Genomic DNA, 25,662 nt, shown 5'->3' with positions numbered 1-25,662 from the left:
ATTAATTACCTAATATAGGAGGTTCGTGCTTTGAACGAAACTCACAACCATAACATTCACCGAAGCACACAAAGCCACGATGGTATAGGCCAGTATGAACATCTACATGGACATCACTTAGAAGATCAAATAAACGTGAAACCCATATGGAGCTTCCAAAATGAGCAACCTATAGCCGGGAGGACGGAACGGCTTTTCATACAATTAAATGATGAAGCAGGAAATAGGATTGACACTTTGCAAGTTAGTCATGAGAAATTATTGCACATGATTGTAGTCAGTAAGGATCTTTCTTATTTCGACCATGTCCATCCCGAATATGAAGGACATGGCCGATTTCATGTAGACATCCAGTTTCCAGATGGTGGAGAATATAAGCTGATAGCAGATTTTGTGATGGAGGATTCTGTTCCTGTACTCACTAGTAAATGGGTAGTGGTAAAAGGAGAGGTAAATACCGAAAAACCATTAAAGGTAGATACTGAGTTAACAAAAGTTGTTAATGATAAATTGATTTCACTTTCATTTGACAAACTGAAGCAGGGTCATGAGGTAACACTAACCTTCACCATCCTCGATTCAAATACGAAGCAGCCGATCATCGATTTGCAGCCCTATCTTGGCGCCATTGGGCACGTAGTCGCATTAAGCGAAGGTGCTCAACATTATCTGAATATACACCCAATTAATGAGACGACAAATGGTCCGGAAGCAAAATTTAAAACAACATTCCCTGCAAGCGGACTGTATAAAGTATGGGGGCAATTTCTGCACCATGGGATTTTATTAACCGTCCCATTTACCATTCAAGTCCCACATTCGCAGCAACATCATGAAGAAACAAGTGGGGAATTACATTGACTTACTCCTAGTAGTGATCTTAAGTTCTTTAGGAGTAATGATTAAATCAAGGACGTTAGGAGTGACTAATAAGACGAACGCGAAAACCCGCCTCTCAATCTTAGTAGGCGGGTTTATGAAGTTTACCAGAAAAATTTTTCTTACGAAATCTTTTAATTTTTTCAATCGTTCATGGAAAAATTCGTTTTCCACCAGGATTTTAACTGAAACTGGTTCATGAAACCATACTGGATCACTGTAAGGGCGATGGCCAACCACATTGCCATACGAATTTGTTCCTGCAGCATCCATGGATACGTTCCCACTACGTAATCCATGTAATCGTTTATCAGCATCCAAGTTGTAACAATACCTATATTTTTGAAATGAACTTTGGATAACAATATCAAACCCTGAATAAATAAGACAACATGTGAAATTTGTAAGCCTAATGAATCAATCGTAACTGGGCTTCCCCAATAATAGGAATCTTGAACAACGATTACAGTCCAAATACCGTACTTTATCAAGCCTGTCCAGGTTATCGCTGTGAATAAGTTATTTTTGTGGAGAGTCGAGTTTCTTAAATAACTAAATAACCAAATCGAAAATAAGGTAGCATAAAACGGGCAATCCCATGTAAACAGCCATAAATACCAAGGGGTTTGACTCAATTGATCTTTATACCAATAGTAACCATAGATTGAACCTAAAATTTCGAAAATTAACACAAGCCACAAAAACGGTCGGAAATAAGGCCCCATCATTCTTAAGCTAAACATCATCAAACATCCCTTCACATGTTTGGTTAACAGCGAGAAAGATTGATCCCGCCATTTTTTAACCTACATTAGTCGCTTTGTTTTAACATTTTAGCAAGGAAATTTGTAGAAACTATGTAGGTAATGAGGAGGGGATTAGTTTCAAACACAGTTGAAGTCAATGGATTACCTTTATGATACAATTCCTGATTCGCCGTTCTTGATTATTGGATTTTTAAGGCAGATATCAAGTATAACCATCAAGCAGAGACCATTTCATTGCCCCAATTCTTTCAACCTTTGTTCCACGGAACTGACCGTTTTTTCTGTAATAATCAATTTGTCTTTTAATTTTTTCACAACTTGGTATGGTGTTTTAAATGATTATAAGGCTAACGGGAATGACTCTCTGTCCCGCATAGTTATATTGAGTTCCATTAATATTGTTCTTGTTTTTATTGCTAAACTTCTTGTTCAACTCATTGTTATAAAATGTAACCCATTTGATTTGATGTACATGATCAGTATGGATTGTCTTAAAAGGCTGACTTTTGTCCCATGACCAATAAATTCGGTAGTCTGAATGATATTTAACCAACGCATACTGATGTGGAAAGGAAAACAGCATGGCCTTAAGGTCATCAACAGAGTAATCAGGTAGGGTTGTTAGAAGGTTAGAAACGAACTGATCTGATACTTCGAATACAACTTTTGTTCTTTCCGCTAAACAATCCGGGCATATGATGATTTCGAACCCTTCCTTCTGTTTTCCGTAATAACTGATTTATCGCACCGCTGACTACATTCTTGACAAACGCCATCAAATTTCTGATGTAACTTCACTATATGATCAGTTATCAACACTATTGTCACTCCCCTGGAATAAACGCATTTCGACAATTCGGCTCAATAACATATATTACCACATCACGAAAGTATTGGAGCCACCCAAAAATTAATGCAGAAATGTAGTTCCTTGGTATAGCATACTTAGAACTGTGCAAATTAACAGTATGCCACCCCAACCTTACCCTCGCTTAAGCGGGGGATTTTTGTTTTTAGTTTCTAGACATAGACAATTGTCGAATAATTAGGCTTAGTCAAATGGGATATCACCCATACAACATCCCAAATGTATACATACGATGGGAACGTATCTAACAAGGAGGGATCATGGTGGATCACAAGCTCAAGTATCATATGGAAAAGGCAAATTTATATGGTATGTTGGCTAACTATTACGAACATATTGATCCAGCAAAACACATTCATTATTACAAGAAGCATTTCTACCATGAGCAAAAAGTGGTTCAATATCACAAAATGAGAAGTAAACATATGGAATCTTCCTATTCCAGTCACATGTGCAACGGTTACTAATTTAATTCTTGTCTTTGAAAAAACCCCTTGTCGAGAAGGGGTTTTTTCGTTTATCAGCCCGGCGTTAAACTCAGCTGTTCTTTTACATAGTACTACACGTGATATAAAGCACTATCATCTTTCATAGATACACAAAAGAAACAGGTGTGATGGTTCCTTAAAGATAGAAAGAGCATAGGTAACATCCATACGGCTCACAACCTAGTACCTTTTCAGATTAAGGTCGTATAAAATATACACCCATAAACAACATTTGCTGACGATACCCTAACACTGAGAATTATTATTGACGAAAATATACGACCATTTTTCTACATTCCTCAGCAAATTCTTGGCAAACCTCTGCACAACGGATACAATGCTTGTCGCCATAACGATTGCATTCAACCGCACACGAGTCACTCACTTGGGAACATAGCGTACAAAGTGTTTTAGTATTTGCACTTCCACGAGTTGTGAACTGAATTGTCAAAAGGCAAAGTTGAGCCAAATCGAGACAAAGTTGAATACATTTTTGGCGACTTGTCGCGTCGGACTGGGCGACACATTCCGAAGCGCAACGTTCGCATTCGAATACACACTTAAGACATGCTTCGATAAAATATTGGTTAACGACGTGCAAATCCTTGACCTCCTGATTAACAAATGGTGAAAACGGGACTTGTTTAAGCCGGACAATAAGATAGGCTTGTTAAAGGGCAAGTGCATTTGACAATATCTTTGCACTAAGGGCAACCTTAATGAAATTAATGTATGCCAGGTGTGGTGGTAATCAATGAGGATGCGGAATGGCTAACCTCAAATTATCATATGTAGCACCCATAAAAACGGTAAAACTGTTTATTATCTTGAAGAAAAATATCTCCAACCTATTCTTCGGTTATAGAAAAACAGAACAGACTCAATTGGGTCTGTGCAAAATTCCCTTGCACTCACATACATATTGGGAGGCAACTTTATCAATTTGGGCTCAAACTTGATGGAACATTAAATAGAGTAAGATTACAAATGTTAAAGAATAAAGGGTCCTGCCATTCGTTTCACGTACCAGAATGTTAGTGTCATCACGTGTTTTGTGATGCTAATCCTATTGACAAATCATGAGGTATGTGAATGAACATACCTCTTAAACGGAGGTACGTTCGCTTTTAGCTGATGTCATACTCTATCCTCTAAAATGATCTTTTGATGTAGGAAACTAATTGCTCCAAATCATCTATATTACTGTTCCGTTTCCTATTAACGAGGTAAATTAACCGCTTTGGTAAAGGTACGTCTGCTATGAATGGAATACTGATCAAAGTACCATTAGCGATTAATTTTTTTGAAATACAGTGTGGAAGAAACCCCACACTCTTATTTTTTTCTAAAAACTTCAAAAGAAGTGATACATGATCCACTTCCAACTGAAAGACATAGTTTTTACCAAAAATTTGATGCACCCACTCGGCAAAAGAGCCGCCCCAGTTCAAGTGAATATATGGGATTGACCGCAGATCTTCGGAAGTCAAAGGAGAATCTGTTAATTGAAACCCCGGAGCTGCAACAAGTTTAAAGGTGTCTTCAATGATAGGTATTGAATCGATTTTTGAGTGATATACGGGGTAGAAAACGATTCCCAAATCGATTAATCCGTCGATCATTTTTCTGATAATAAAGCTTGAGTGTTCAGTTATCGTACGTATCGCAATTTGTGAATTCGATTTTTGAAAAGCATCAATTGCTTCGAAGATGACGTAATCCCATAATGCATGCGTAGTACCAATTACCAATTGGTCATGGAAAGTCTGCTCAAGTTGCAGAACCTTCATTCCTTCTCTTGATAAATCAACGATCCTTTCCGCATAGGGTAAAAAACTCCTCCCGGCAGAAGTCAAGCCTATATTTCGCTTATCGCGTTTAAGCAAATCCTTTCCTATGTGTCTTTCAAGCATTTGAACTCGTGTCGTGATTGTAGATTGAACCACGTTCATCTTCTCAGCTGCACGTGTAAAACTTTTAGAGTTGGCAACGTGTAAAAACGCTTGAAGTTGATCGATATCCATAAATGATTCCTCCCGGTTAGAAAATAATCAAGAAACGACATAATAACCATTGAAAATATTCGTTTTACAAATCGAAAAACCTTTCATAAAATTTAAATAATTCTTACAAAGGAGGGCGCAATGTACGTTTGGAATCAGATGGTCAAAGAATTTACCTGTTTGCGATGTGAAAATGAATACGTTCCAGCTGACTATTTGACAGGTTGTCCTAACTGCTTGGAACAAGGTTATCCGGTAAGTTTGCAGGTGAGGTACGATGAACAAACACCATGGAAAATTAAACAATCCGAAAGAGGAATGTTTCGGTATGTCGACCGACTGCCCTACCGTACTTTTCCAACATTAGGTGAGGGTGGAACACCAATTTTTGAGATAAGAGGATTGGAAAAGGAACTGGGGCTTCCAAGCGTATGGATCAAGAACGAAGGACAAAATCCTACTGGCTCTCATAAAGATCGAATGAGTCCGCTTATAGTTGCACGAGCTGTTGCACTGAAACGTTCTGCAGTGATAGCGGCTTCAAGTGGGAATGCAGGAGCTTCACTGGCTGCTTATTCTGCTGCAGCAGGAATTCACTGTAAGATTGTCACCACCTCACAGATACATGATGCATGGGAGAAAGCCATTAGGATAACCGGAGCTGAAATCATTAAAGTTTCCGATTCCTTAGAAAGATGGGAAATGGTAAGAAAAATGGTTGAGACACAGGACATATATCCGGCAACAAATTACCATCTACCACCAGTTGGAAGCAATCTGTTTGGGGTGCAAGGTTATGTAACTGTCGCTCTGGAAATCGTCGAGCAAATGCGCGGAATACTGCCTACTGCTATTGTAGTTCCTTGTGCGCGTGGTGATCTCATTTGGGGTATATGGGCTGGCCTTAATGAAGCAAAAAGGATGAGGTGGATAGATCGTCTTCCACGTTTATACGCTGTGGAGCCATTTCCGCGATTGATGAAAGTTTTGTCCGGTTGTGATTACCGGGAAGAATTTGAAGGTGATTCAAGTTTGTTGCCCTCGATTGGTGGTAATACAGTGACATATCAATCTCTACAGGCTGTTAAAGCCAGTGGAGGAGCCGCAGTTGTAGTATCCAATGAGGAAGTAGGTAACGCACAAAGTAGTCTTGCAAGAAAAGGAGTTTATGCAGAAGGCTCTTCGGCAGCAACGTATATTGCAGTGTCAAAACTCGTAAAGTCAGGAAAGATTGGAGAACACGATCAGGTTCTTATGATAGTCACAGCGCATGGATATAAAGGAGTTTGAAGTAAGATGCCCCAAGAAGAAAGGTGGGTAGAGCATGAATTTGGCAACGAAAACGCTCATCGGTATCGTGTTGGGAATAATAACAGGATTAGGTTTGAGCCTGTATGCACCAGATGTTTACAATCCGTTGAATAACTACGTTCTTGATCCCATCGGTAGTTTGTTCGTCAAGGCGATTAAGATGATCGTTGTTCCATTAATTTTTACAGCAATTGTTACGAGTATTGCAGGAACAGGGAGTTTGAAAAAATTAGGGCAAATTGGATCAAGAACAATGTCTTTGTTTGTCATAACTACGGTTATTGCCTGTACGATAGGAATTTTGACAACCATGGCAGTAGGCCCAGGATCAAATGTTACCATTCCTGAGAAGGTAGATGTTGCAAGCAACACGCAGTTTACCCCTCAAATACCCACCGTCAAAGACATGATTGTTAACATCATGCCGAGTAACGCGATTGGTGCAATGGCACAAGGGGATCTTTTGCAAGTTCTCACGTTTTCCATATTTTTTGGAGTAGCAATGACGATCTTAGGCGACAGAGTAGCATTACTGAGAACAGTATTGAATCAATTAAATGAATTGATGATGAAACTTGTCGACATTCTCATGAAAGCAATTCCCTTTGCAGCGTTTGCATTGGTAGCGAAGGCAATGGGAACAGCTGGAGTCGATTTGATCGGTGCGATGTTCATGTATGTGATAGCTGTACTTATCGCAATCCTAATCCATGTATTCATCACATTCGGTACCATACTTACTGTTATGTCAAAAAGAAACGCAATTCAGTTCTTGCGTAAAATGACACCTGCGATCGGTACCGCCTTTGCGACAAGCAGTAGCGCTGCCACTCTACCCGTCACAACGAAATGCTGTGAGAACGACTTAGGGATATCTAAGAATGTTAGTTCATTTGTTTTGCCACTAGGCATGACTGTCAATATGAATGGTACTTCCTTGCATCACGGCGTGGCGGCAGTGTTTGTCGCCCAGCTAAGTGGAATTGAACTTGGGCTCTCTGCTTATCTTACAGTCATCTTCATTTCTTTGTTAGCCTCGATTGGAGCTCCAGCCATTCCAGGAGGAGGTTTTGTGTCTCTCTCTATGATTTTCCTTGCTGTTGGTTTGCCAATCGATGGGATCGGGATTGCGATCATCCTTGGCTTATTCCGTCTCGTAGATATGATCTTGACTCCGATTAATGTGCTGGGGGATGCAGTCTGCGCCAGTGTAATCGACAAGAGATTAAATCACGCACATAACGTTAAAGATCAGAGTGCAGTCTCCTAAAGAAGTTATTATTCGTGACTACCATTAAACAGAAGTATCTTGCTTTACATTAAAAGACTCCCCGACTATGAGCGGGGAGTCTTATTCATTAACATCTAAATTTGGAACCTCTTAACGGGGAAAGCCTGTTCGAGGTTTAAATGCGAAGGTGAAGGTAGAAAATGTTAGGTGAATAAGTTTCGGCACGTCGAGTTATTTACTTCAACCAGTATTTCACTTTACCCAATGAGGTGAGTGAGATTTCACAGAAGTAGTTGTCGTTTCCGTAACCGTTTAGCAAATCCAGAGAAAAAATTCGCTCCCCTTCACAATATCCTCACAAGCGTATCGTAGTATATTAAGTGGGAGAATTCTTAAAGCGACATACAACTAAGAAGCATTTCTAAAACGGAAAAGAATCTCTGTTAAGCCCGTTGTTGCGTTTTACCATTTGATTGAAATAAAAAGAGGGATATTGATGAATAAATTACAGGTATTAGTCGTTGATGACGAGTGGAACATGCGGAACCTTCTTCGTATCTATCTTGCAAAAAACGGTTTTGAAGTGACGGAAGCGAAGAATGGTCATGAAGCAGTAGCTCTTTCAGAAAAACAGGTTTTTGATGTCATCATTTTAGATATCATGATGCCTGATCTAAATGGATGGGAAGTGTGCATGAAAATTCGTGAAAAGAAAAATACACCTATAATTATGTTAACTGCCCGTAACGAAACCAAAGATAAGGTTAAGGGACTGCAAATAGGAGCAGATGATTATCTCGTAAAACCATTTGAACCGGAAGAACTGCTTGCTCGAGTATTTGCTCTGCTCAGAAGGGCAAGCATAATGGAAACTACATCAGAGAAAAAGGTCATTTCTCATTATGATTTGTCTATTGAACCTGAAGGTAGACAAGTGCTTGTTCAAGGAAAACCAGTGGAATTTACGCCCAAGGAATTTGACTTGCTTCTATTGTTAGCCGAGCAACCGGGACGTGTATTTGATCGGGATCTTTTGTTGGAGCAAATCTGGGGGCATGATTTTTTGGGGGATATCCGTACAGTCGATACCCACGTTAAGAACATTCGTGAAAAAGTAAGGAAAGCGGGTCTATCGTTCAAGCCGATTCAAACTGTGTGGGGTGTGGGATACAAATTTCAAGGGAAAGTTGAACAATAAAAATGAGTAATCGGATCGTTGTCAAACTTGGCGGTACCATAATTTTGTTGTTTCTTATTGTTTTACTGCCTGTGGGGTTCGTTATTGAGCGGGTATTCTCAGGATTTTACATGAATGAAGCACGTAGTCAAATTGGACAATCATCGTCACACTACGCGCAGGTACTATCTGAAATGATGACCCCAGGTATTTTCCCTATGATTGCAATGATGGCAGATTTTTCTCAGATTAAATTATACATTGTGGATAATCATGGACAAATAATCGTGAACTCCGGAATTACGAATGTCAAAAAAGGGGGGATTGTCCCTGTTGAAGAGATATCTGCCCTCGCTCAAGGAGAAACGATCGAAAAGGTGTCTGTAGAATCCAGTTCAGGAGAGAGATTTCTCGTTTCCGGAACACCAATTGTGAATGAGCAGGGATTCTACGGAGGTGTATACGTAATTACATCCCTAGAAGGCATCGATCAATCATTACAAAAAGTGAGGTCAATGTTATTACTAGCAGGCTTTGGCACCTTTTTCTTGGCTCTAGGCTTTACATATATCATCTCCAAAAAATTATCGAGTCCACTCATTCAAATGGAGAAGGCTGCACGAAAGATAGCGATAGGGGACTTGGACACAAGAGTACGACTAACAACAAGGGATGAGATGGGATCGTTGGCCCATGCAATCAATGATTTAGCTTTTGATTTACAACGCTACCGCGACCAACGAAGGGAGTTTTTCGCCAATATATCTCATGAGCTAAGGACTCCGATCACATATTTGGAAGGGTACTCCAAAGTACTGAAGGAGAGGCTTTACCAATCACCGGAGGAAGCAGAGAAATATCTGGACATCATTCATGAAGAATCGGTTAGGCTCTCTCGAATGATTGGAGATTTATTCGATCTATCCAAAATGGATGAGGGAAAAATTTCATTACAACGAGAATGGATCGATTTGACTGAAGTGCTGGAGGGAGCCATAAACAAAACAAGTATTCAAGCAAAAGAAAAACGATTAGATGTTCACTTTCACATTTACGGAGAGAGTGCACTTGTTTATTATGATGGCAACAAGTTAACACAGGTGTTTATTAATCTGTTAGACAATGCTATCCGTTATACAGATACCGGAAGTATTTCTGTTGATTTATGGTACGAAAAAAAGAAGATCAGAATTACGATAAAGGACACCGGGATGGGTATTCCTGAAATAGAGCTCCCATACATTTTTGACCGTTTTTATCGCGTGGAAAAATCACGATCTCGTCAATATGGTGGTACAGGTTTAGGACTTGCAATCGTTAAAAACCTTGTGGAACTGCAGGGAGGGAATATCCGAGTTACCAGTATCGTAAGTAAAGGTACTTGCTTTGAATTAACCTTTCCTCTTACGGACATGAAAAATATAAAGGAGGAAGACAAATGAGATGGGGTGACTGGCTAATTGTAGCGTTATTGATTGTCACCGGCCTATCTTGTTTGACTATGTCTGCTACGTGGATGATGGACCACGATTCGATGTCCGTTTATCTTCATAACTTCTTAAAGATATGTCTGTGGACGGGTGTACCAGCGTTGATTGTAGCCGTGATATATAAATTTCTGAAAATCAGACAAAAAAAAGACGACTAGAATTTCCTTAACTTCAAAGTTTCTTCAAAGATTCCTCAAGGATTGAACACAACCATTTTCTATACTAATCGTGTAGCAACTAATTAGTATGAAACAGGAGGAATTACTCATGAAAAGAAGCACAAAGTTGATTGCTGGTTTGTCTACACTGGCACTTTTAATAGTTGGTCAGGTCTCTTATGCAGCCGAGACCACTCAGGATAACCCACCAATGATGGATGGCATGTCTAACATGATGAAGATGATGGAAAATCCAGCTATGATGAAAATGATGAATGAAATGAACTCCCCTGAAGGACAAGCAATGATGAAAAACTGTAGCAAATTTATGGAGTCCAATAACCCGCAAGATGAAAATCAATCATCTAATTAATGCATTGTTATACGACCAGTACTAAATAGGAAGTACTGGTCCTTCTTTTATCATGGATTTCACCAAATTTTCATGACAATTCCAGCTTTATACTATGGTTATAGATTAAAGGAGGAAAAAGGGAACGATGACTTGGTTACAGATCGTAGCGTTACTTGCTTGTCCGCTAATGATGTTACTTTGCATGAAGGGAATGTTCTCCAAGAAGGGCTGCCATACAGCACATGGAAAACAAGAGATCGTTTCGGATGATATTCAGCAACTTAAAAATAAAGTAACGGAGCTTTCGGAACAAAATCGAAATTTGATCAATGAAATACAGTCAATCAAGCACGATAAGGTCTGATCTCAATTATCATTCTTTTGCCAACTTCGAAATAATGGGGTTGGTTTTTTTATTGCAATAAATACCCAATATTTGTTATGAATAAATACCCCCAGAAGGTATAATGCTAATTAATAACCAAAAATTGAGGTGAGTTTCTCAGGTGAAAAAACAGTTAGCTATTCTTAGTGTCGCTTCAATTATGATTGTAAGCGGATGCGGAAATAATGCAGCTCCAAATAATCAACCTAATCAAAACCAGGAAACAGTTGATCAAGGAATGAATCACGGGAATATGGATCATGCGAACATGGATCATTCCAGTTCAGGAGCTATTCCAAATGGGTTAAAAGAGGCAAGCAATCCAACATACAAAGTTGGAAGTCAAGTTATTATGAAAACTGACCATATGGAAGGCATGAACGGTGCTACAGCAACAATTGTAGGTGCTTATGATACCACAGCCTATGCTATCTCATATACTCCTACAACAGGCGGACCTAGAGTAACAAATCATAAATGGATCATTCATGAAGAGATTAAAGATGCAGGCGCAGAGCCATATAAACCAGGAGCGGAAGTTATAGTCCAGGCTGAACATATGAAAGGAATGAATGGTGTAACGGCTACGATTGATTCAGCACAACCTACTACGGTTTATATGGTTGATTATATGCCAACCACCGGTGGGGAAATGGTAAAAAATCACAAATGGGTCACAGAAAGCGAGCTATCAACGAAATGAGCTGCCAATAGGGCAGCTATTTTTTTCTCAGTATTATTTAAAGGCTGGTTCAGAAATAGTTTGGGTGTATCCGCAGTTCAATTGGAAGCAACGAAGGGAAGGGCTAAAGTAGTTCGTCAATCTGCTAAAACAAGTACGGAAGGAAATTCTAATGACCGGGGAAGCACACGTAATTACAAAATTTAATTATCCAGGTTAAGAGAATAAGAATAAAACGACAATAAGGAGGTATTCACAACGATCCTATAAGTTCGCCCGATATTATGTAAACTACAGGATGCATTATTCATTTCAGTTCATAAAAGGGCCATTTCATGTTCTGAATTATAATGTCTAAGCCTACATCATCTCTGATGCAGGCTTGTGCCTTTTTCACTATTAGACAAAAATCCGGACGGCTTAATATGAACATATGTAACCCCAATACTGTTAGCATTGGGATGAATAAGACAGGTAATTGGTTTACTGCCCGTTGCGATTGGGAAAAAAACTAATGTATAAAATTATTAATATTGTACAAACTGATAATAAATACGAAATTTGCAGATGTCTTTCCTATGAACCTACGGCTGGTTAAGCCATACTCAATTTGTTAGGACATTTGATTTCGATTTCGTTCGTAACCCGTAATTCGTTAATGGATTATGGGTTTATTTATGTCTTTAACGAAATGGCAGCAATTCGATGGAATACCAGGATTAAAGATCAGCCTTACAAAGCAGGTGAGAGAACAAATAAATTAGGCGAAGAACATTCCTAGTAAGAATGTAGCTCGAAATAATTCTGAAATTAATGGTGACGCGACTCCTGTGCATTTCTTTGGTATAATGAGTATATAAAAAATGTCTAAAGGGAAAAAAGTATGTTAACTGATTGTCATTCCGGCAAAAAGGTCCCTGTCTTATTTCAAAAATTATCTTCAATGGACATCAGTCGATATAAAATAACAAAATCGAACGGTTGGTTGTTTAACTGGCGAGATCCAATTCGAGAAGGTTATGAATTACATGGACTTTTTGCACAAAATGATTTAGACAAAGTTCAGGGAGTTATCGCCTTAAAACCAAATTTCGATCCAGCATATCAGTTAGTTCACGTACAATTAGTAGAAGCTGCTCCGCATAATAAATCAAACTATCCTTCAAGAGGTTATTCTGGTGTTGGACTCCATTTGATTGCTTATGCATGTTATTTAAGTTTTACTTATGAATTAGACGGTTATGTGTATCTTAAATCTAAGTCCAGCATGCTTCCTTATTACGAAAAGATAGGTGCAATTGTACTTCACGGAACGGAAGTTTATTTCAATACCCAGGCTGCTTTAAAGTTAGTACAAACTTATATAAGATTATAGGGGGTGTAAGTATGGCCCACCAAAAACAAGTTATCGTAAAGTCTACAAGTCGAGGATTAAGTGCAACATTCATTAGTACAAGTGAGTATTTCGAGAGAGGTTCTTCAGATGGTGTTTATGCTATCCCAACTGACACAGGAATAAAATACAATGTCAGAGCGATAGATAAATATTGTGCAGAACACAATCTTAAGCCTTCAGAACTGACGAAGGAGCAATTGAAGCAATTCCGAATTAAATCATAAGTATAGAATTAAACCTAGTGTGAGAGCACTGGGTTTTTGTGTGTAGGAGATTGTTTCAAAACCTCGCTGGAGCTGCGATGGCTTTCAGTTCCGTATCTGTGGTCTTGAATACGTTGTTTTTACGACGCTGGAGACCACAACGTGTCTAAGTTGAATATCTAGCCCTAAGAGCTACTCTGTATACAGGGTAGCTTTTTGTGCTTTTTTGCCTAAATGCTACGTAGACTTGTCGAAAAATGGTTGTATAAACAGGTTCGTGGTTCTTTGTTGGTAAGAATAACTGTTGATTAATAGGGCCATACTGGTATGGAGGGAGGGGTTTAATATGGGGATTAAGTACAAAGGAAATGTAAAAAAGTTGTTTATCATAATATTTGGGCTAATCTTTCTTTCCGGAATGTTTGTTGCTGTCAAAACAGTACATGGAGTTGAGGAAGGAGGATTAAAGGACGCCCGTTTTTTGTACCAATTATTCACCGGTTCCCAAGTCAAAGTGGAGAAAATGGCTTTGCAGCACAGCAATTTTTTAAAGGGAAACCAAAGTCTCGCCAATGTCCTCTCCATGAAGGGAAAATTGGAGAAAACCTTTTCTCTTTCGTTGCAAGAACTCACTGATGCACAACAGAGAGAACATCTCATAAAATTTCAGGGACAAAAACAGCTCTCCGATGGTCAAATGCTTCGCCTCGTGTGGGGAGGGGAAAGAGAGAGGGTTACTTCGAACGAGATTATTTATAAAACATTCATTGTAGTTGAAATAATTGGACAAATGAAAGAAGAGCAACAATTAGAAATAAACTTCAAACAACTGTCTGAGTTGCTTAGATCCGCGGGTATTCAGCCAGTCATCAATGTTTCGTTAAAAGGGGTTTACCCTGCAAGAATGGATGTTACAACTCAAAAATCGTTCATCACCTCTCTCCTGAATAAGTTTAACGGGACTGTAGTGGAGGGAATTTGGGGAGAGTCATCTGTTAGTGTTACAGGATATTCTGGGAAACTTTCCAGATTTGTAGGTAGCAAGGGGAAAAAGGTGAATGTTCAAATTAATACCCATATGAGCAGTAATGGAGAAGAAACCATCGTATTTATTGGGTTTCCCATTGTGATTATGGATTGAATAGTTGTCATGTTAGAAAACATGCCGTTCATCTCAAACAAGTGAATTTTCTCGGAACGACCTCGACCAAGCAATAACCTAATCATTTCTCTGTTTAGCATGTAAACACCGTTTAAAATACCCCTGTTAGGAAAATGAAAGCCCAGAATCTCTGAAATATTAAAAAAATGAATGGAATAGAGTGAAGGATGAAGCCGAAAATGGAAAAATATAGTAAGTTACGATCGGTTCATACGCGCTTCAGGGGGCTAAAAGTTTGGGGTACAACCTATTCTGAATGAAGCAGGTTGTACTCCTTGTTCATTATCTTTCAGATGACCATTTTAAAGAGAACCCACTACTCTTCATTTTTACCGTGAGTATGCTTCATTAGATAAAACAGATAGTGGCTCTGCTACAGTGTTGCGTCAATTTGAACGTATTTAATGTTGAGTAATTTAGAAAATTGAAGTTTTAATAGGAAAAAATTAGGGTACTTATATCAAGCAGGGAGTGCAGAGGAAGTTCGGTTAAACAGAATGAACCTTTATACCGCAATATTACTTACACAATGAGGAGAATGTTATTTGAAAAAGGTACTTCTTATGATGCTAGGTATAACAATCCTGATAGGAACTATACCCGTTCAAGCAGCACAACCAGGTTCAAAAGTGCCGGTGCAAAAAATGAGCCCTTGTTACTCGGGAAATGCATCATGGGAGCTTATTTTAGATGATCCGGATCATGCTGTTTTACAAAAGTCAATTGCTGTTGCATCTGACGGTAGGTTTTATTTTGGCACAAGCGGGAGAAAAACAAACGAGTGGGAACCAAGTGCACAGGGTAAAGTATATTCCATTTCTCCTGAGGGAAAAAAGAATTGGTCCCTAACCATTGATTCCCCAGTAGACGGCAAAATTTTTGTTGCGAATGACGGCACGTTATACTTTACGACTTATAGTAAAATCACACAAAAAAATACTCCAACAGGAACAGAAATGACGGTAGTTAGAAAACCGGATATTTATTCAATCGACCAAAATGGCAAAATTAATTGGAAAAAGGAAGCTGATTCAAACATTGCTCCCACCATATTACCGGATATAAACAGTCATATTTATTTCCTTGATCTTGATAACAAGCTATATACAACCGATTCGAATGGTAGTAGGGAAGCTGAAAACAAACTCGAAGAAACCATAGATGAGAACATTTCTTCACAAGGGGTACCGCCAGCAAAACGCAGATTTACAACGCTAAGGAATTATGAGTACAAAAATAGCCGGTTTTCACCACGCTAAGGGTGTAACCGGCTTTTATGCTATCCTTGGTTCAGCGGACGTAATGATTCTAAGGTGGTAACTCCTTTAGGATCAAAGCGATACTCACCAAGAAAGTTGATATGCTCCCATCCCAATGGAGACATATGTTTTAATAAGTCCTCTCGTAAAATTCCTTTACTCCGAAGTATATCCGTAGCTTTTCCTAGATAAACCGTATTCCAGACGCTAATTGCATTGATTAGAATGTTTAAAGCGCTCGCACGCTGCAACTGATCTTGCAAAGCACGCTCTCTCAGCTCTCCGTGTTTTCCAAAGAAAATGGCTCGTGCCAGGGCATTCATTGCTTCTCCTTTATTTAATCCGCGTTGGATACGGCGGCGCATCGATTCGCTTGAGATGTAGTCCATGATAAAAATCGTCTTTTCAATTCGCCCCATCTCTCGAAGTGCTTTGGCGACCTTGTTCTGGCGAGCATAGGAACCAAGCTTACCCATAATAAGTGCGCCAGACACTTTACCTTCCCGAATAGAATGAGCCAGACGTAAAACATCATCATAGTTTTCACGAATGACCTTCATATCAATTTGACCGCGGAGAAGATTCTCCAGTTTCGGGAATTCACTGGGTTTTCCGATCGCATAAAGTTTTGCGTCAGACAAATCGCGAAGACGTGGGGCAAATCGAAAACCAAGCAAATGAGTTAATCCAAAGACCTGATCTGTATAACCGGCTGTATCCGTATAATGTTCCTCAATTGATAAGTCCGATTCATGGTGCAATAGACCGTCAATGACATGTACAGCATCACGAGCGTTTGTATTGATAACTTTCGTATAGAACGATGAAAATTGATCACTGACGAATCGATAAATAGTAGCCCCTCTGCCTGATCCGTAATGTGGGTTAGGATCGGCACTGAGAGATGAAACGCCTACTTGCACACGCATTCCATCTGATGAAGATGTGCTTCCATCACCCCAATAGGACGCTAAAGAACGGCGATGATGAAAATTCACAAGTGTTGCTTGTGCTCTGTTCATTGCATCATCGTACATTCTCCACTGAGCAGCATTGGCCATTTGATGATATGAGATACCGGGCGTTGCATCAGCCATTTTTGTTAAGCCGATATTGGTACCCATAGCCATGAGCGATGCCAGAACAATCGATTTTTCTTCGGATTTAGGTTGACGATTGGTTGAAGCATGAATGAATTGCTCGTCAAACCCAGTCCAACTTGCTACTTCTAAAAGTAGGTCTGTCAGCTTTACCCGTGGCAACATGGCATAAAGAGCAGCGCTATATTGTTTCGCCTCTTCTGGAACATCTTTTTCAAGCCGATTAACATGTAGTCTACCTTTTTCAACGTTTACTCCTTCAAGCGCATCGATGTTGTCACCAATCCACTGTAATCGACGGAGGAGAGACGTAGTTCTTTCCTCTAAGTAGTCTTCTACATTGAGACTCACGGCTAATTTGGTACCGGTTGACTGAGTGGATTTCCATTCGTTTTTTGATACAAGATACTCGTCGAAGTCTTTATGCTGTCTACTTCCGACAATGGAAACATCTCCGGATCTCACATAGTTTCGTAATTCCGTAAGAGCTGCCATCTCATAGTAATGCCGGTTAATAGTCCCATCCTCATCAAACACATGCTTTTGCCATCGGTTCGATACGAAATCTAAAGGAGCATCTTCGGGTACTTTTCGTTTACCAGTATCGTTCATCTCTCGAATAGTATCGAGTGCTCTCATCAACGGTTCAGCTGACTTCGTTGAACGGAACTCCAATGCGCTTAAAAGGGTCGGAGTATATTTACGAAGATAATTAAAGCGACTTTCTAAAAGATCCAAATAGTCATAATCAAGTGGTCGCGATAGTTTCTTGGCTTCTTCTACAGATTCAACGAATTTTTCCCACGGCATGACCGTTTCAAGCATAACAAAAGGATCAATGCCCTCATCCCGTGCATTGATAAGAGCAGCTCCTAAGTCAGCATAATGGATTACTTTTTCATTTACGGCTTTACCGTTTTGTCTCTGGAGTTCCTCTTGTTGCTTCCGGCCTTTTGATTGCAAGGTTAAAATTTGCTTATCGTGGATTTCAAATGCCTGGTCAACCAAATCTTGACTAAGATCCAAAAGGTAAGCCACCATTACTGTATATCGCTTTGCTTCATGGAAGCGCCGAAAGGATTGCGGCTCGTATCGCGCACCCAAACGCGAGAGCTGCCTTAAACGATTGGGGTGGATCGCTTTCGTATCGATATTTAGCTGCAAACTTCGTATGTATTCCAAACGTTCGATAACCTTTAAAAAGGCTTCAGGGGAGAATTGTCCTGTTGTCTCTTTAAGCCAACCAAGAGTTGTTTTTCCGGTACCAATCACAGGTTCGATAAGCTTGTCTAGTTTCTGTTTTTGCGATGAGGTTAGAGCTTCATGGATTTGCCGATAAATCCGTTCTTCGGCACGATGCCGAGCTTCCCATACGACCCTCTCAATCGTCGTAATAGCTGGTAGAATTATTTTTGAACGACGAAGCTCGTCTAATGCCACACGAATTAAATGGACAGCATTCCCGTTTTCTAGTGCCTGCTGAAATAAAAACTTCAACAGCCTACGATAATTGTTCGTTGTAAACGTAGTAAAGCCATATTCGTCACGTATTTCTTTCAGATGATCCCATAGTGTATTCTCCCTTCGGGCATATAAGGAAAAAACTCCTGGCTCAATATCTAGTTGTTTAGCCAAGTATTCAAGCAAGAAGTCAGGTACCTCTTTTATATCAGTTATGCTCCATCCTGGGTAACGGAGTAATGCTAATTGGACAGCAAAACCTAACCGGTTGTAGTCTCGCCGGTGGCGATTAATTATATCCAAATCATGTTGTGAGAAAGTGTAGTAAGTAGCAAGTTCCCATTCACCATTGGGAGGGCTCATCCATTCTAATCGCTGGTCTATTGTAAGGAGCTCTTTTCCGCGCAAGCTACTCGCACCTTTCGTTGATTTTCATATTCCTTTACACGTCGGTAAAAAGTATTTGGCTTTAATTCAAGACGCTTCATTCCTTCCGTTGCGGTAATCAATCCAGATCTCCATTCATCATACACCTGAATAAACTCCGGTGTTATCTCGTACTTACGTCGTCCGAATCTCACTCCGTTATTTTTTGCCACCTCTATTCCCTCGGCCTGCCGTTGCTTATTTTTTTTACGTTCTTGCTCGGCCACATAAGAAAGCAAACTTAAAAATTGATCTTCCATTAGCTTTCCTAGATCGCCCATACTTCGAAATTTCCTACTATCAAATAAAGTCTCATTTTCTAGTACAACAATATCTGCATTTAGCTCTCTTGTAATATACTTCCATTCTCGAATGATCCCATCATAATCTCGACCTAATCGGTCTAGTGCATCAAGATATAGCAAATCCCCTTCGCGGATAATTAAACGCATCGCTTGATACTGTGGACGATTAAAATCCTTACCACTTTGCTTGTCAACGAAAATGTAACGCTCTTCAATACCAAGTTCACGCATTTTTTTAATCTGCCGTTCTGGATTTTGATCCTTGGCAGAAACGCGAGCGTACCCTAGTTTCAAAAAGGTCAACTCCTTTCTATTATCCATGTCAAAAAGTATATCAGTTAGTTGAAATGTTGCGAAATAAAAAAACATACTTTATGACATATAGAATACTACCTGTATTCTAACGTTTCATAAAGTATGCTTTTTGACAGTAGTCACAAAAGGGAACATCCAAATAGACGGTTCACAATTTCCAGAAATAACCTTCTTATTGCATATTCAAATAAGTGTTTGATTATTTTCAGAGTCTGCTTTATGATAATAATCAAACTACAGTTTGATTGATGTTTTTATCTTTGAAACATTATCCTGTTCAACAGAGTGAGGTGGTTATTATAAAAAATCAACTAAATCAATTATTTATTCAAATGTTTATTTGTCTATAAGAATAAGTAATAAATGCATAAACAAATACACAAAGGGATGGAGTAAATCATAATGTCGATCACATTGATTCTTACGGCTATTGCGACTTTCATTGTCACAAATATTGACGATATCTTTGTGCTCATGATCTTTTTTGCGCAGATCGAGAAAGCGCGTCACACACAAGTTGTTCTAGGCCAATACCTGGGATTCGGTCTATTGGTTATTCTGAGCTTGCTAGGCGCTTTCGGCTTTACATTTTTGCCGCCTGAGTGGTCTGGTTTTCTAGGTTTGATACCCATTTTTCTCGGTATACGAATGTTCCTTAAAAAGGAGGAAGAAGATGAGGCGCAAGAAGCACTTGAGAAATTAGGGGATCTAAAAAACCGTGCTTCGAACAACCGTTTTTTTGGGCCATTGACCGGAAAGGTCGCTGCGATTACCTTTGCCAACGGAGGTGATAACTTAGGGATTTATATCCCATATTTCACGGCCCAGGGGAACGCGTCACTTTTATATATCGCGATGGTTTTCCTTTTGATGGTCGCAGTATGGTGTTTCCTAGCTTATCGTCTGGCAAACTTCCCAGCCATCTTAAGAGTTCTGGAGAAATACGGTAATGTTATTGTTCCGCTGGTTTTCATCGCGTTAGGTATTTCGATCATGCTGCATGGTGATTCATTTGAATATCTAATGAGGCTGTTTAGGTAACGCGTTAGCATCTGATTTGATTCCCGAAATTGCTTTAGCGATCGAAATGGGAACGACAATGGAAGATATTGCGCTAACAATTCATGCTCATCCTACGCTTGGGGAGTTATCCGCTGAAGCTGCTGAAGTTGCCCTTGGCCATCCCATTCATATTTAATTGTATTTTGTCTTTGACAATCAAGTAAATCAGGAATAATATAATAATCAAATGAATATTAGAGTGAGGTGTTTTCAAAATGGAACGCGGAGATACATGCGATATCTTTTGTTATGACGAGGCAAAGGTCAATCGTGTCAGGGAACGACTAAGTAAAAATGATATTCATGATATGGCACAAATATTCAAGGTGCTAGCAGACCATACACGTCTCAAGGTTGCCTATGCACTGTGTGATGAGGACGAATTATGCGTTTGCGATGTGGCTAATATAATTGGTTCCACCATGGCTACTGCTTCCCATCATTTACGGCTGCTGCGGAACATGGGGATTGCCAGGTATCGCAAGGAAGGTAAACTTGTTTTTTATTCATTGGAAGATGAGCAACTCAAACAAATGATCAGTTTAGCCATAGAACATCAAAAGGAGGTTGTCGGAGTTGAGTAAAGTAGCAGAACCATTGGAGAGCAAAAACGTTTATCGCGTTGAAGGATTTACATGCGCCAATTGTGCAGGCAAATTTGAGAACAATGTTAAGCAACTTCCGGGAGTTCAAGATGCAAAAGTGAATTTTGGCGCTTCTAAAATTTCCGTTTACGGTGATGCGACGATTGAAGAACTTGAGAAAGCGGGTGCTTTTGAGAATCTTAAAGTCATCCCCGATAAACCTGTACGGGTAGCTAAACAGGAAGTAAAAGAAGACAAAAACGTATTCAACGTTGAGGGATTTACATGCGCGAATTGTGCAGGGAAGTTTGAGAATAATGTTAAGCAACTTCCGGGAGTTCGAGACGCAAAAGTCAATTTTGGCGCTTCTAAAATTGCCGTATATGGTCATGCAACAATTGAAGAACTTGAGAAAGCGGGGGCTTTTGAAAATCTGAAAGTGACCCCGGAAAAACCAGTACGGGAAGCGAAACAAGAGGTCAAAAAAGAAGTAAAAGATCCGTTTTATAAAAAGCACAGCACTTTACTACATGCAACATTATTACTGGTTTTCGGTTATCTTTCCCAGAATATAAATGGGGAAGAAAACCTCATCACTTCCTTGTTATTTGCAGCCTCCATTGTGATTGGAGGATTCTCACTCTTTAAAGTTGGTTTCCAGAATTTAATACGATTTGAATTCGACATGAAGACCCTCATGACAGTGGCTATTATAGGTGCTGCGATCATTGGGGAATGGGCAGAAGGTGCGATTGTTGTCATTCTCTTTGCGATCAGTGAAGCATTAGAACGATTCTCTATGGATAGAGCAAGACAATCCATTCGTTCATTAATGGATATTGCCCCAAAAGAAGCCCTGGTTAGACGGAATGGGCAAGAAATGATGATCCATGTGGATGACATTGCCGTTGGCGATATCATGATTGTAAAACCCGGTCAAAAGATTGCCATGGACGGTGTAGTTGTTAGTGGTTACTCTGCCGTTAATCAGGCAGCGATTACAGGTGAGTCAGTTCCAGTTGGCAAAACAATTGATGATGAGGTTTTTGCAGGAACTTTAAATGAGGAAGGCTTGCTTGAAGTCAAAGTAACGAAGCTGGTAGATGACACCACTATAGCAAAGATTATTCACCTTGTAGAGGAAGCACAGGGAGAACGAGCTCCATCACAAGCCTTTGTCGATAAGTTTGCAAAATATTACACACCGATCATTATGGTCATTGCAGGATTAGTTGCTGTTATTCCCCCACTGTTCTTTGATGGAAGTTGGGCAACGTGGGTTTATCAAGGTTTATCTGTTCTTGTTGTCGGTTGTCCTTGTGCACTGGTTATTTCCACTCCGATTTCCATTGTGTCAGCAATCGGAAATGCAGCAAAAAATGGCGTTCTTGTGAAAGGCGGTATTTACCTAGAAGAAATGGGTGCCTTAAAAGCCATCGCGTTTGATAAAACGGGTACCTTAACAAAAGGCGTACCAGTTGTAACTGATTTCAAGCTGTTGGAAGATACAGTGAATGAAAAAGAATTGTTGTCTATCATCACTGCATTGGAATATCGTTCCCAACATCCCCTTGCATCAGCCATCATGAAGAAAGCGGAACAGGAAAAAATATCGTATTCTGATGTAATGGTAGATGATTTTTCATCTATCACAGGTAAAGGAATTAAGGGAATTGTAAACGGAACAACGTATTATATTGGAAATCCAAAGCTCTTTAAAGAATTACCAACGGTTGATTTCAATAATGAACAAGAGCAACTGGTTAAGTTACTTCAAAACCAAGGTAAAACAGCTATGGTTGTTGGAACTGAAAAATGGATACTCGCGGTTATTGCGGTAGCCGATGAGGTCCGGGAATCCAGTAAGGAAATCATTCAAAAGTTACATCAACTTGGAGTCAAAAAAACCATTATGCTTACCGGCGATAACTTAGGTACCGCAAATGCCATCGGCGAACAAGTTGGAGTATCGGATGTTCAGGCAGAACTGTTGCCACAGGACAAATTAGACTTTATTAAACAGTTGAGATCCGAATACGGCAACGTAGGCATGGTTGGAGACGGTGTTAATGATGCCCCTGCATTAGCGGCTTCTACGGTTGGGATCGCAATGGGAGGAGCCGGTACAGATACAGCACTGGAAACGGCAGACGTTGCATTGATGGGAGACGATTTAAGAAAACTTCCATTCGCTATAAAATTAAGTCGAAAAGCTTTGAATATAATTAAGCAAAACATTACCTTTGCACTAGCCATTAAATTCATTGCGTTGCTGTTAGTCATCCCGGGTTGGTTAACGCTTTGGATTGCCATCCTTTCGGATATGGGGGCAACTCTTCTGGTAGCGTTAAATGGATTACGATTAATGCGAGTGAAAGAGTAAGAGGAAAATCGTAAACAGCACCTTTTCTCACGATGTTTACGATCAAGATCCACTGAAAACACTTCGTAAATTTCATCATGAACGTTAATGCAGCTAGGGGTCATGAACTCCTAGCTTTTGTTTTTGCATGCGCTCTTTTTTAATTTCCATATTATTCTTGACAAACGATGGCCAATAAAATAAATTTATGACTGACAGTCAGTCATAAATTTCAAGGAGAGTGGTAATTATGAGTAGTTATCCTGTTCCCCCGGGTCCCAAGGCTACACCATTAGTAGGAAACTTAGCAGAATTTGGACGTGATCCGCTTGGATTTGTATCGATGTGTGCCAAAGAATATGGTGATGTTGTAAAACTCAGGATTGAGAAAGATCGGGATACCTATTTGATCAACACCCCCAGTCACATTGAGTATGTGTTAGCGAATACAAACCGAATATTCTCGAAAGGATATCACCGGGATCCAGTCATGCGTCTTGTCCTCGGAAACGGGTTAATTACCAGTGAGGGCGAGTTCTGGATGAGACAGCGTCGGCTATCACAACCCGCGTTTCACCACAAGCGAATTGCTGGTTACGCTGACATTATGGTTGAATTTACCAGACGAATGATATCCAGTTGGAAAAATAATGAGGTCCGTAATAGTCATGAAGACATGATGCGTCTTACCATGGAAATCGTTTCTAAAACCTTGTTTCATGTTGACCTTCGTGAAGGGTCAGAAAGCATCAGTCATTCGATCGAAACGCTTATGCAGGAATATAACGTCCAGATGACCAGTGTGTTCAAACGAATTCTAAGTCTGCTGGGTCTTGGGAAATTGCCTACCCCCGGTGATACCCGCCTGCATTCAGCTGTTAAAAAGCTTGACTCGATCATCTATAACATTATCAGGGAAAGAAGAACGATTCCCGGGGATCGAGGAGATCTGCTCTCGATGTTGATAGAAGCACATGATGAGGATGACGGTACACGCATGACAGACAAACAACTTCGGGATGAAGTCATGTCACTGTTTTTGGCAGGCCATGAAACAACTGCCAATACATTGTCTTGGACATGGCACTTCCTTGCACAGCATCCTTACGTCGAACAAAAAGTAATTTCGGAAATTAAACAAGTTCTTGAAGGGAGGTTACCCACTTTTGATGATCTGCCTCGATTAAAATACGTTGAGCAGGTGATAAAAGAAGTTATGAGGCTTCGACCACCTGTTTGGTGGATCTCCCGGGAGGCTAATCAAGATTGTGAGATAGGTGGGTTCCACATTCCTGCTGGATCTGAAATAGGCATGAGCCAGTGGGTTATGCATCATGATCCTCAATATTTTGAGGATCCGTTGACATTTAAGCCAGAGCGGTGGGATGATAATGAAGAAAAGCATCTTCCCAAATACGCATATTTTCCGTTCGGCGGAGGACCTCGGGTATGTATTGGCAACCAGTTCGCCATGATGGAAGCTGTATTGCTTGTTACAACCATTGCACAAAGCTTCCAATTGGAACAGGTTAAGGATCACCCCGTGATTCTAGAGCCCTCCATTACGTTACGACCGAAAGATGGGATTCAAATGATGCTGCGTATGAGGTAATGTCAATGTTAAAGGAGTTTGGGCTTACACATAATGAAACATGATCGTCGCAAAGAAATACTGATAGCTGCACGAGAAGTTTTGGCTGAGAAGGGACTGGAGGCCACTAAAGTTTCTGAAATTGTAAAACGAGCAGGCGTGGCCCAGGGAACCTTTTATTTGTACTTTCCCTCCAAAAACTCCATGATCATTGCTCTCGCACAAGAAATGCTGGAAAGTGTTTTGGTCGCTGTCCGGAGGGAAACGGAGGGGCTTCAGACCTTTGAGGATGTGGTTTCAAAGGGGATTTCAGCCGCCTGCTATCAAATGGGGGAGTATCGTGATGTTTATGCGATCCTAAACAACGGTGGAGGAGTAGTAGAAGACCCATTAGAGTGGGAAAAGTTATTTGAACCATTATATAACTTGATTGAACACGTGCTTTCTCAGTGGCAAAGCGTGGGAGCAGTGGATTCGTTACTAAACCCGAGCTTGGCAGCAAGACTTATCGTGTCGATGGTGGAACAAGCGGTAGAAGATTGTTATATTTATCGTCGCGATATTTCGGTTGAAGACTATATAGTAGATGTCACACATTTCGTGAAAAAAGCGCTGAGAACAAGATAGACAAAAAAGACCGTT

At 40.0% G+C, this 25,662-nt stretch carries 21 protein-coding genes and 1 pseudogene; 18 read left to right on the top strand and 4 right to left on the bottom strand.

Translation table 11 applies throughout. The features are described 5' to 3' along the window. The first annotated feature begins 30 nt into the window (after positions 1-30). Positions 31-861 (top strand): hypothetical protein, encoded by an 831-nt coding sequence (locus ACLIN2_RS30485; protein WP_411504825.1) that lies wholly within the window; start codon positions 31-33, stop codon positions 859-861. Between the two features lie 161 nt (positions 862-1,022). On the opposite strand, the gene ACLIN2_RS30480 is transcribed toward ACLIN2_RS30485, so the two are convergent. Together ACLIN2_RS30480 and ACLIN2_RS30475 are read right to left on the bottom strand one after the other, a co-directional pair. Further along, positions 1,023-1,622: a DUF1405 domain-containing protein gene (locus tag ACLIN2_RS30480; RefSeq protein WP_411504824.1), complete on the bottom strand. Its 600-nt coding sequence runs from the start codon at positions 1,620-1,622 to the stop codon at positions 1,023-1,025. 2,531 nt (positions 1,623-4,153) lie between these two features. Next, positions 4,154-5,026, bottom strand: a complete 873-nt coding sequence (locus ACLIN2_RS30475; RefSeq protein ID WP_411504823.1) for a LysR family transcriptional regulator — start codon at positions 5,024-5,026, stop codon at positions 4,154-4,156. 120 nt (positions 5,027-5,146) lie between these two features. On the opposite strand from ACLIN2_RS30475, the gene ACLIN2_RS30470 reads away from it, so the two are divergent. The 11 genes from ACLIN2_RS30470 (at position 5,147) to ACLIN2_RS30420 (ending at position 15,814) form a co-directional block, all read left to right on the top strand. Next, positions 5,147-6,295 carry a threonine synthase gene (locus ACLIN2_RS30470; protein WP_411504822.1) on the top strand — a complete coding sequence of 383 codons (1,149 nt, stop codon included), beginning with the start codon at positions 5,147-5,149 and terminating at the stop codon, positions 6,293-6,295. A gap of 34 nt (positions 6,296-6,329) precedes the next feature. Beyond that, positions 6,330-7,586, top strand: a complete 1,257-nt coding sequence (locus ACLIN2_RS30465) for a dicarboxylate/amino acid:cation symporter (RefSeq protein WP_411504821.1) — start codon at positions 6,330-6,332, stop codon at positions 7,584-7,586. Between the two features lie 457 nt (positions 7,587-8,043). Continuing rightward, positions 8,044-8,745: a response regulator transcription factor gene (locus ACLIN2_RS30460; protein WP_411504820.1), complete on the top strand. Its 702-nt coding sequence runs from the start codon at positions 8,044-8,046 to the stop codon at positions 8,743-8,745. A 2-nt stretch (positions 8,746-8,747) separates the two neighbouring features. Continuing rightward, complete coding sequence (locus ACLIN2_RS30455; protein WP_411504819.1) at positions 8,748-10,166, top strand: sensor histidine kinase; 1,419 nt, start codon at positions 8,748-8,750, stop codon at positions 10,164-10,166. A gap of 315 nt (positions 10,167-10,481) precedes the next feature. Next, the gene (locus ACLIN2_RS30450) at positions 10,482-10,745 is read left to right on the top strand and encodes a hypothetical protein (RefSeq protein WP_411504818.1); all 264 of its coding nucleotides are present in this window, start codon (positions 10,482-10,484) and stop codon (positions 10,743-10,745) included. A 127-nt stretch (positions 10,746-10,872) separates the two neighbouring features. Next, complete coding sequence (locus ACLIN2_RS30445) at positions 10,873-11,091, top strand: hypothetical protein (RefSeq protein WP_411504817.1); 219 nt, start codon at positions 10,873-10,875, stop codon at positions 11,089-11,091. A gap of 142 nt (positions 11,092-11,233) precedes the next feature. Next, positions 11,234-11,815: a YdhK family protein gene (locus ACLIN2_RS30440; protein ID WP_411504816.1), complete on the top strand. Its 582-nt coding sequence runs from the start codon at positions 11,234-11,236 to the stop codon at positions 11,813-11,815. An 862-nt stretch (positions 11,816-12,677) separates the two neighbouring features. Next, positions 12,678-13,169, top strand: coding sequence for a hypothetical protein (locus ACLIN2_RS30435; protein WP_411504815.1), 492 nt, complete (start codon positions 12,678-12,680; stop codon positions 13,167-13,169). An 11-nt stretch (positions 13,170-13,180) separates the two neighbouring features. Then, positions 13,181-13,414 (top strand): hypothetical protein, encoded by a 234-nt coding sequence (locus tag ACLIN2_RS30430; protein ID WP_411504814.1) that lies wholly within the window; start codon positions 13,181-13,183, stop codon positions 13,412-13,414. 325 nt (positions 13,415-13,739) lie between these two features. After that, a complete protein-coding gene (locus ACLIN2_RS30425; RefSeq protein ID WP_411504813.1) occupies positions 13,740-14,534 on the top strand; it encodes a YwmB family TATA-box binding protein in 795 nt (264 codons plus the stop codon). Positions 14,535-15,100: 566 nt separating this feature from the next. After that, positions 15,101-15,814: a hypothetical protein gene (locus ACLIN2_RS30420; protein ID WP_411504812.1), complete on the top strand. Its 714-nt coding sequence runs from the start codon at positions 15,101-15,103 to the stop codon at positions 15,812-15,814. Positions 15,815-15,834: 20 nt separating this feature from the next. Here the strand turns inward: ACLIN2_RS30420 and ACLIN2_RS30415 are convergent, their stop codons facing one another. Both ACLIN2_RS30415 and ACLIN2_RS30410 read right to left on the bottom strand, forming a co-directional pair. After that, the gene (locus ACLIN2_RS30415) at positions 15,835-18,783 is read right to left on the bottom strand and encodes a Tn3 family transposase (protein WP_411504811.1); all 2,949 of its coding nucleotides are present in this window, start codon (positions 18,781-18,783) and stop codon (positions 15,835-15,837) included. Further along, positions 18,756-19,400 (bottom strand): recombinase family protein, encoded by a 645-nt coding sequence (locus ACLIN2_RS30410; protein ID WP_411504810.1) that lies wholly within the window; start codon positions 19,398-19,400, stop codon positions 18,756-18,758. The genes ACLIN2_RS30415 and ACLIN2_RS30410 overlap by 28 nt, the downstream gene beginning before the upstream one ends. 423 nt (positions 19,401-19,823) lie before the next feature. On the opposite strand from ACLIN2_RS30410, the gene ACLIN2_RS30405 reads away from it, so the two are divergent. The 6 genes and pseudogenes from ACLIN2_RS30405 to ACLIN2_RS30380 all read left to right on the top strand — a co-directional run bounded on the left by ACLIN2_RS30405 (position 19,824) and on the right by ACLIN2_RS30380 (position 25,647). Then, complete coding sequence (locus tag ACLIN2_RS30405) at positions 19,824-20,462, top strand: cadmium resistance transporter (RefSeq protein WP_411504809.1); 639 nt, start codon at positions 19,824-19,826, stop codon at positions 20,460-20,462. 7 nt (positions 20,463-20,469) lie between these two features. Then, positions 20,470-20,619: pseudogene (locus ACLIN2_RS30400) on the top strand (dihydrolipoyl dehydrogenase); the annotation flags it as partial. Positions 20,620-20,698: 79 nt separating this feature from the next. Continuing rightward, positions 20,699-21,067, top strand: a complete 369-nt coding sequence (locus ACLIN2_RS30395) for an ArsR/SmtB family transcription factor (protein WP_411504808.1) — start codon at positions 20,699-20,701, stop codon at positions 21,065-21,067. Next, positions 21,060-23,450: a heavy metal translocating P-type ATPase gene (locus ACLIN2_RS30390; RefSeq protein ID WP_411504807.1), complete on the top strand. Its 2,391-nt coding sequence runs from the start codon at positions 21,060-21,062 to the stop codon at positions 23,448-23,450. The genes ACLIN2_RS30395 and ACLIN2_RS30390 overlap by 8 nt, the downstream gene beginning before the upstream one ends. A 229-nt stretch (positions 23,451-23,679) precedes the next feature. After that, complete coding sequence (locus ACLIN2_RS30385; RefSeq protein ID WP_411504806.1) at positions 23,680-25,041, top strand: cytochrome P450; 1,362 nt, start codon at positions 23,680-23,682, stop codon at positions 25,039-25,041. Between the two features lie 33 nt (positions 25,042-25,074). After that, positions 25,075-25,647 (top strand): TetR/AcrR family transcriptional regulator, encoded by a 573-nt coding sequence (locus tag ACLIN2_RS30380; RefSeq protein ID WP_411504805.1) that lies wholly within the window; start codon positions 25,075-25,077, stop codon positions 25,645-25,647. Positions 25,648-25,662 lie beyond the last annotated feature (15 nt).

Source organism: Brevibacillus centrosporus, assembly GCF_046622605.1.
In the GTDB taxonomy this organism is placed as follows: domain Bacteria; phylum Bacillota; class Bacilli; order Brevibacillales; family Brevibacillaceae; genus Brevibacillus; species Brevibacillus centrosporus.
Note: the sequence above shows the minus strand (reverse complement) of the source record. Positions and strands in the feature narration are given on the sequence as shown.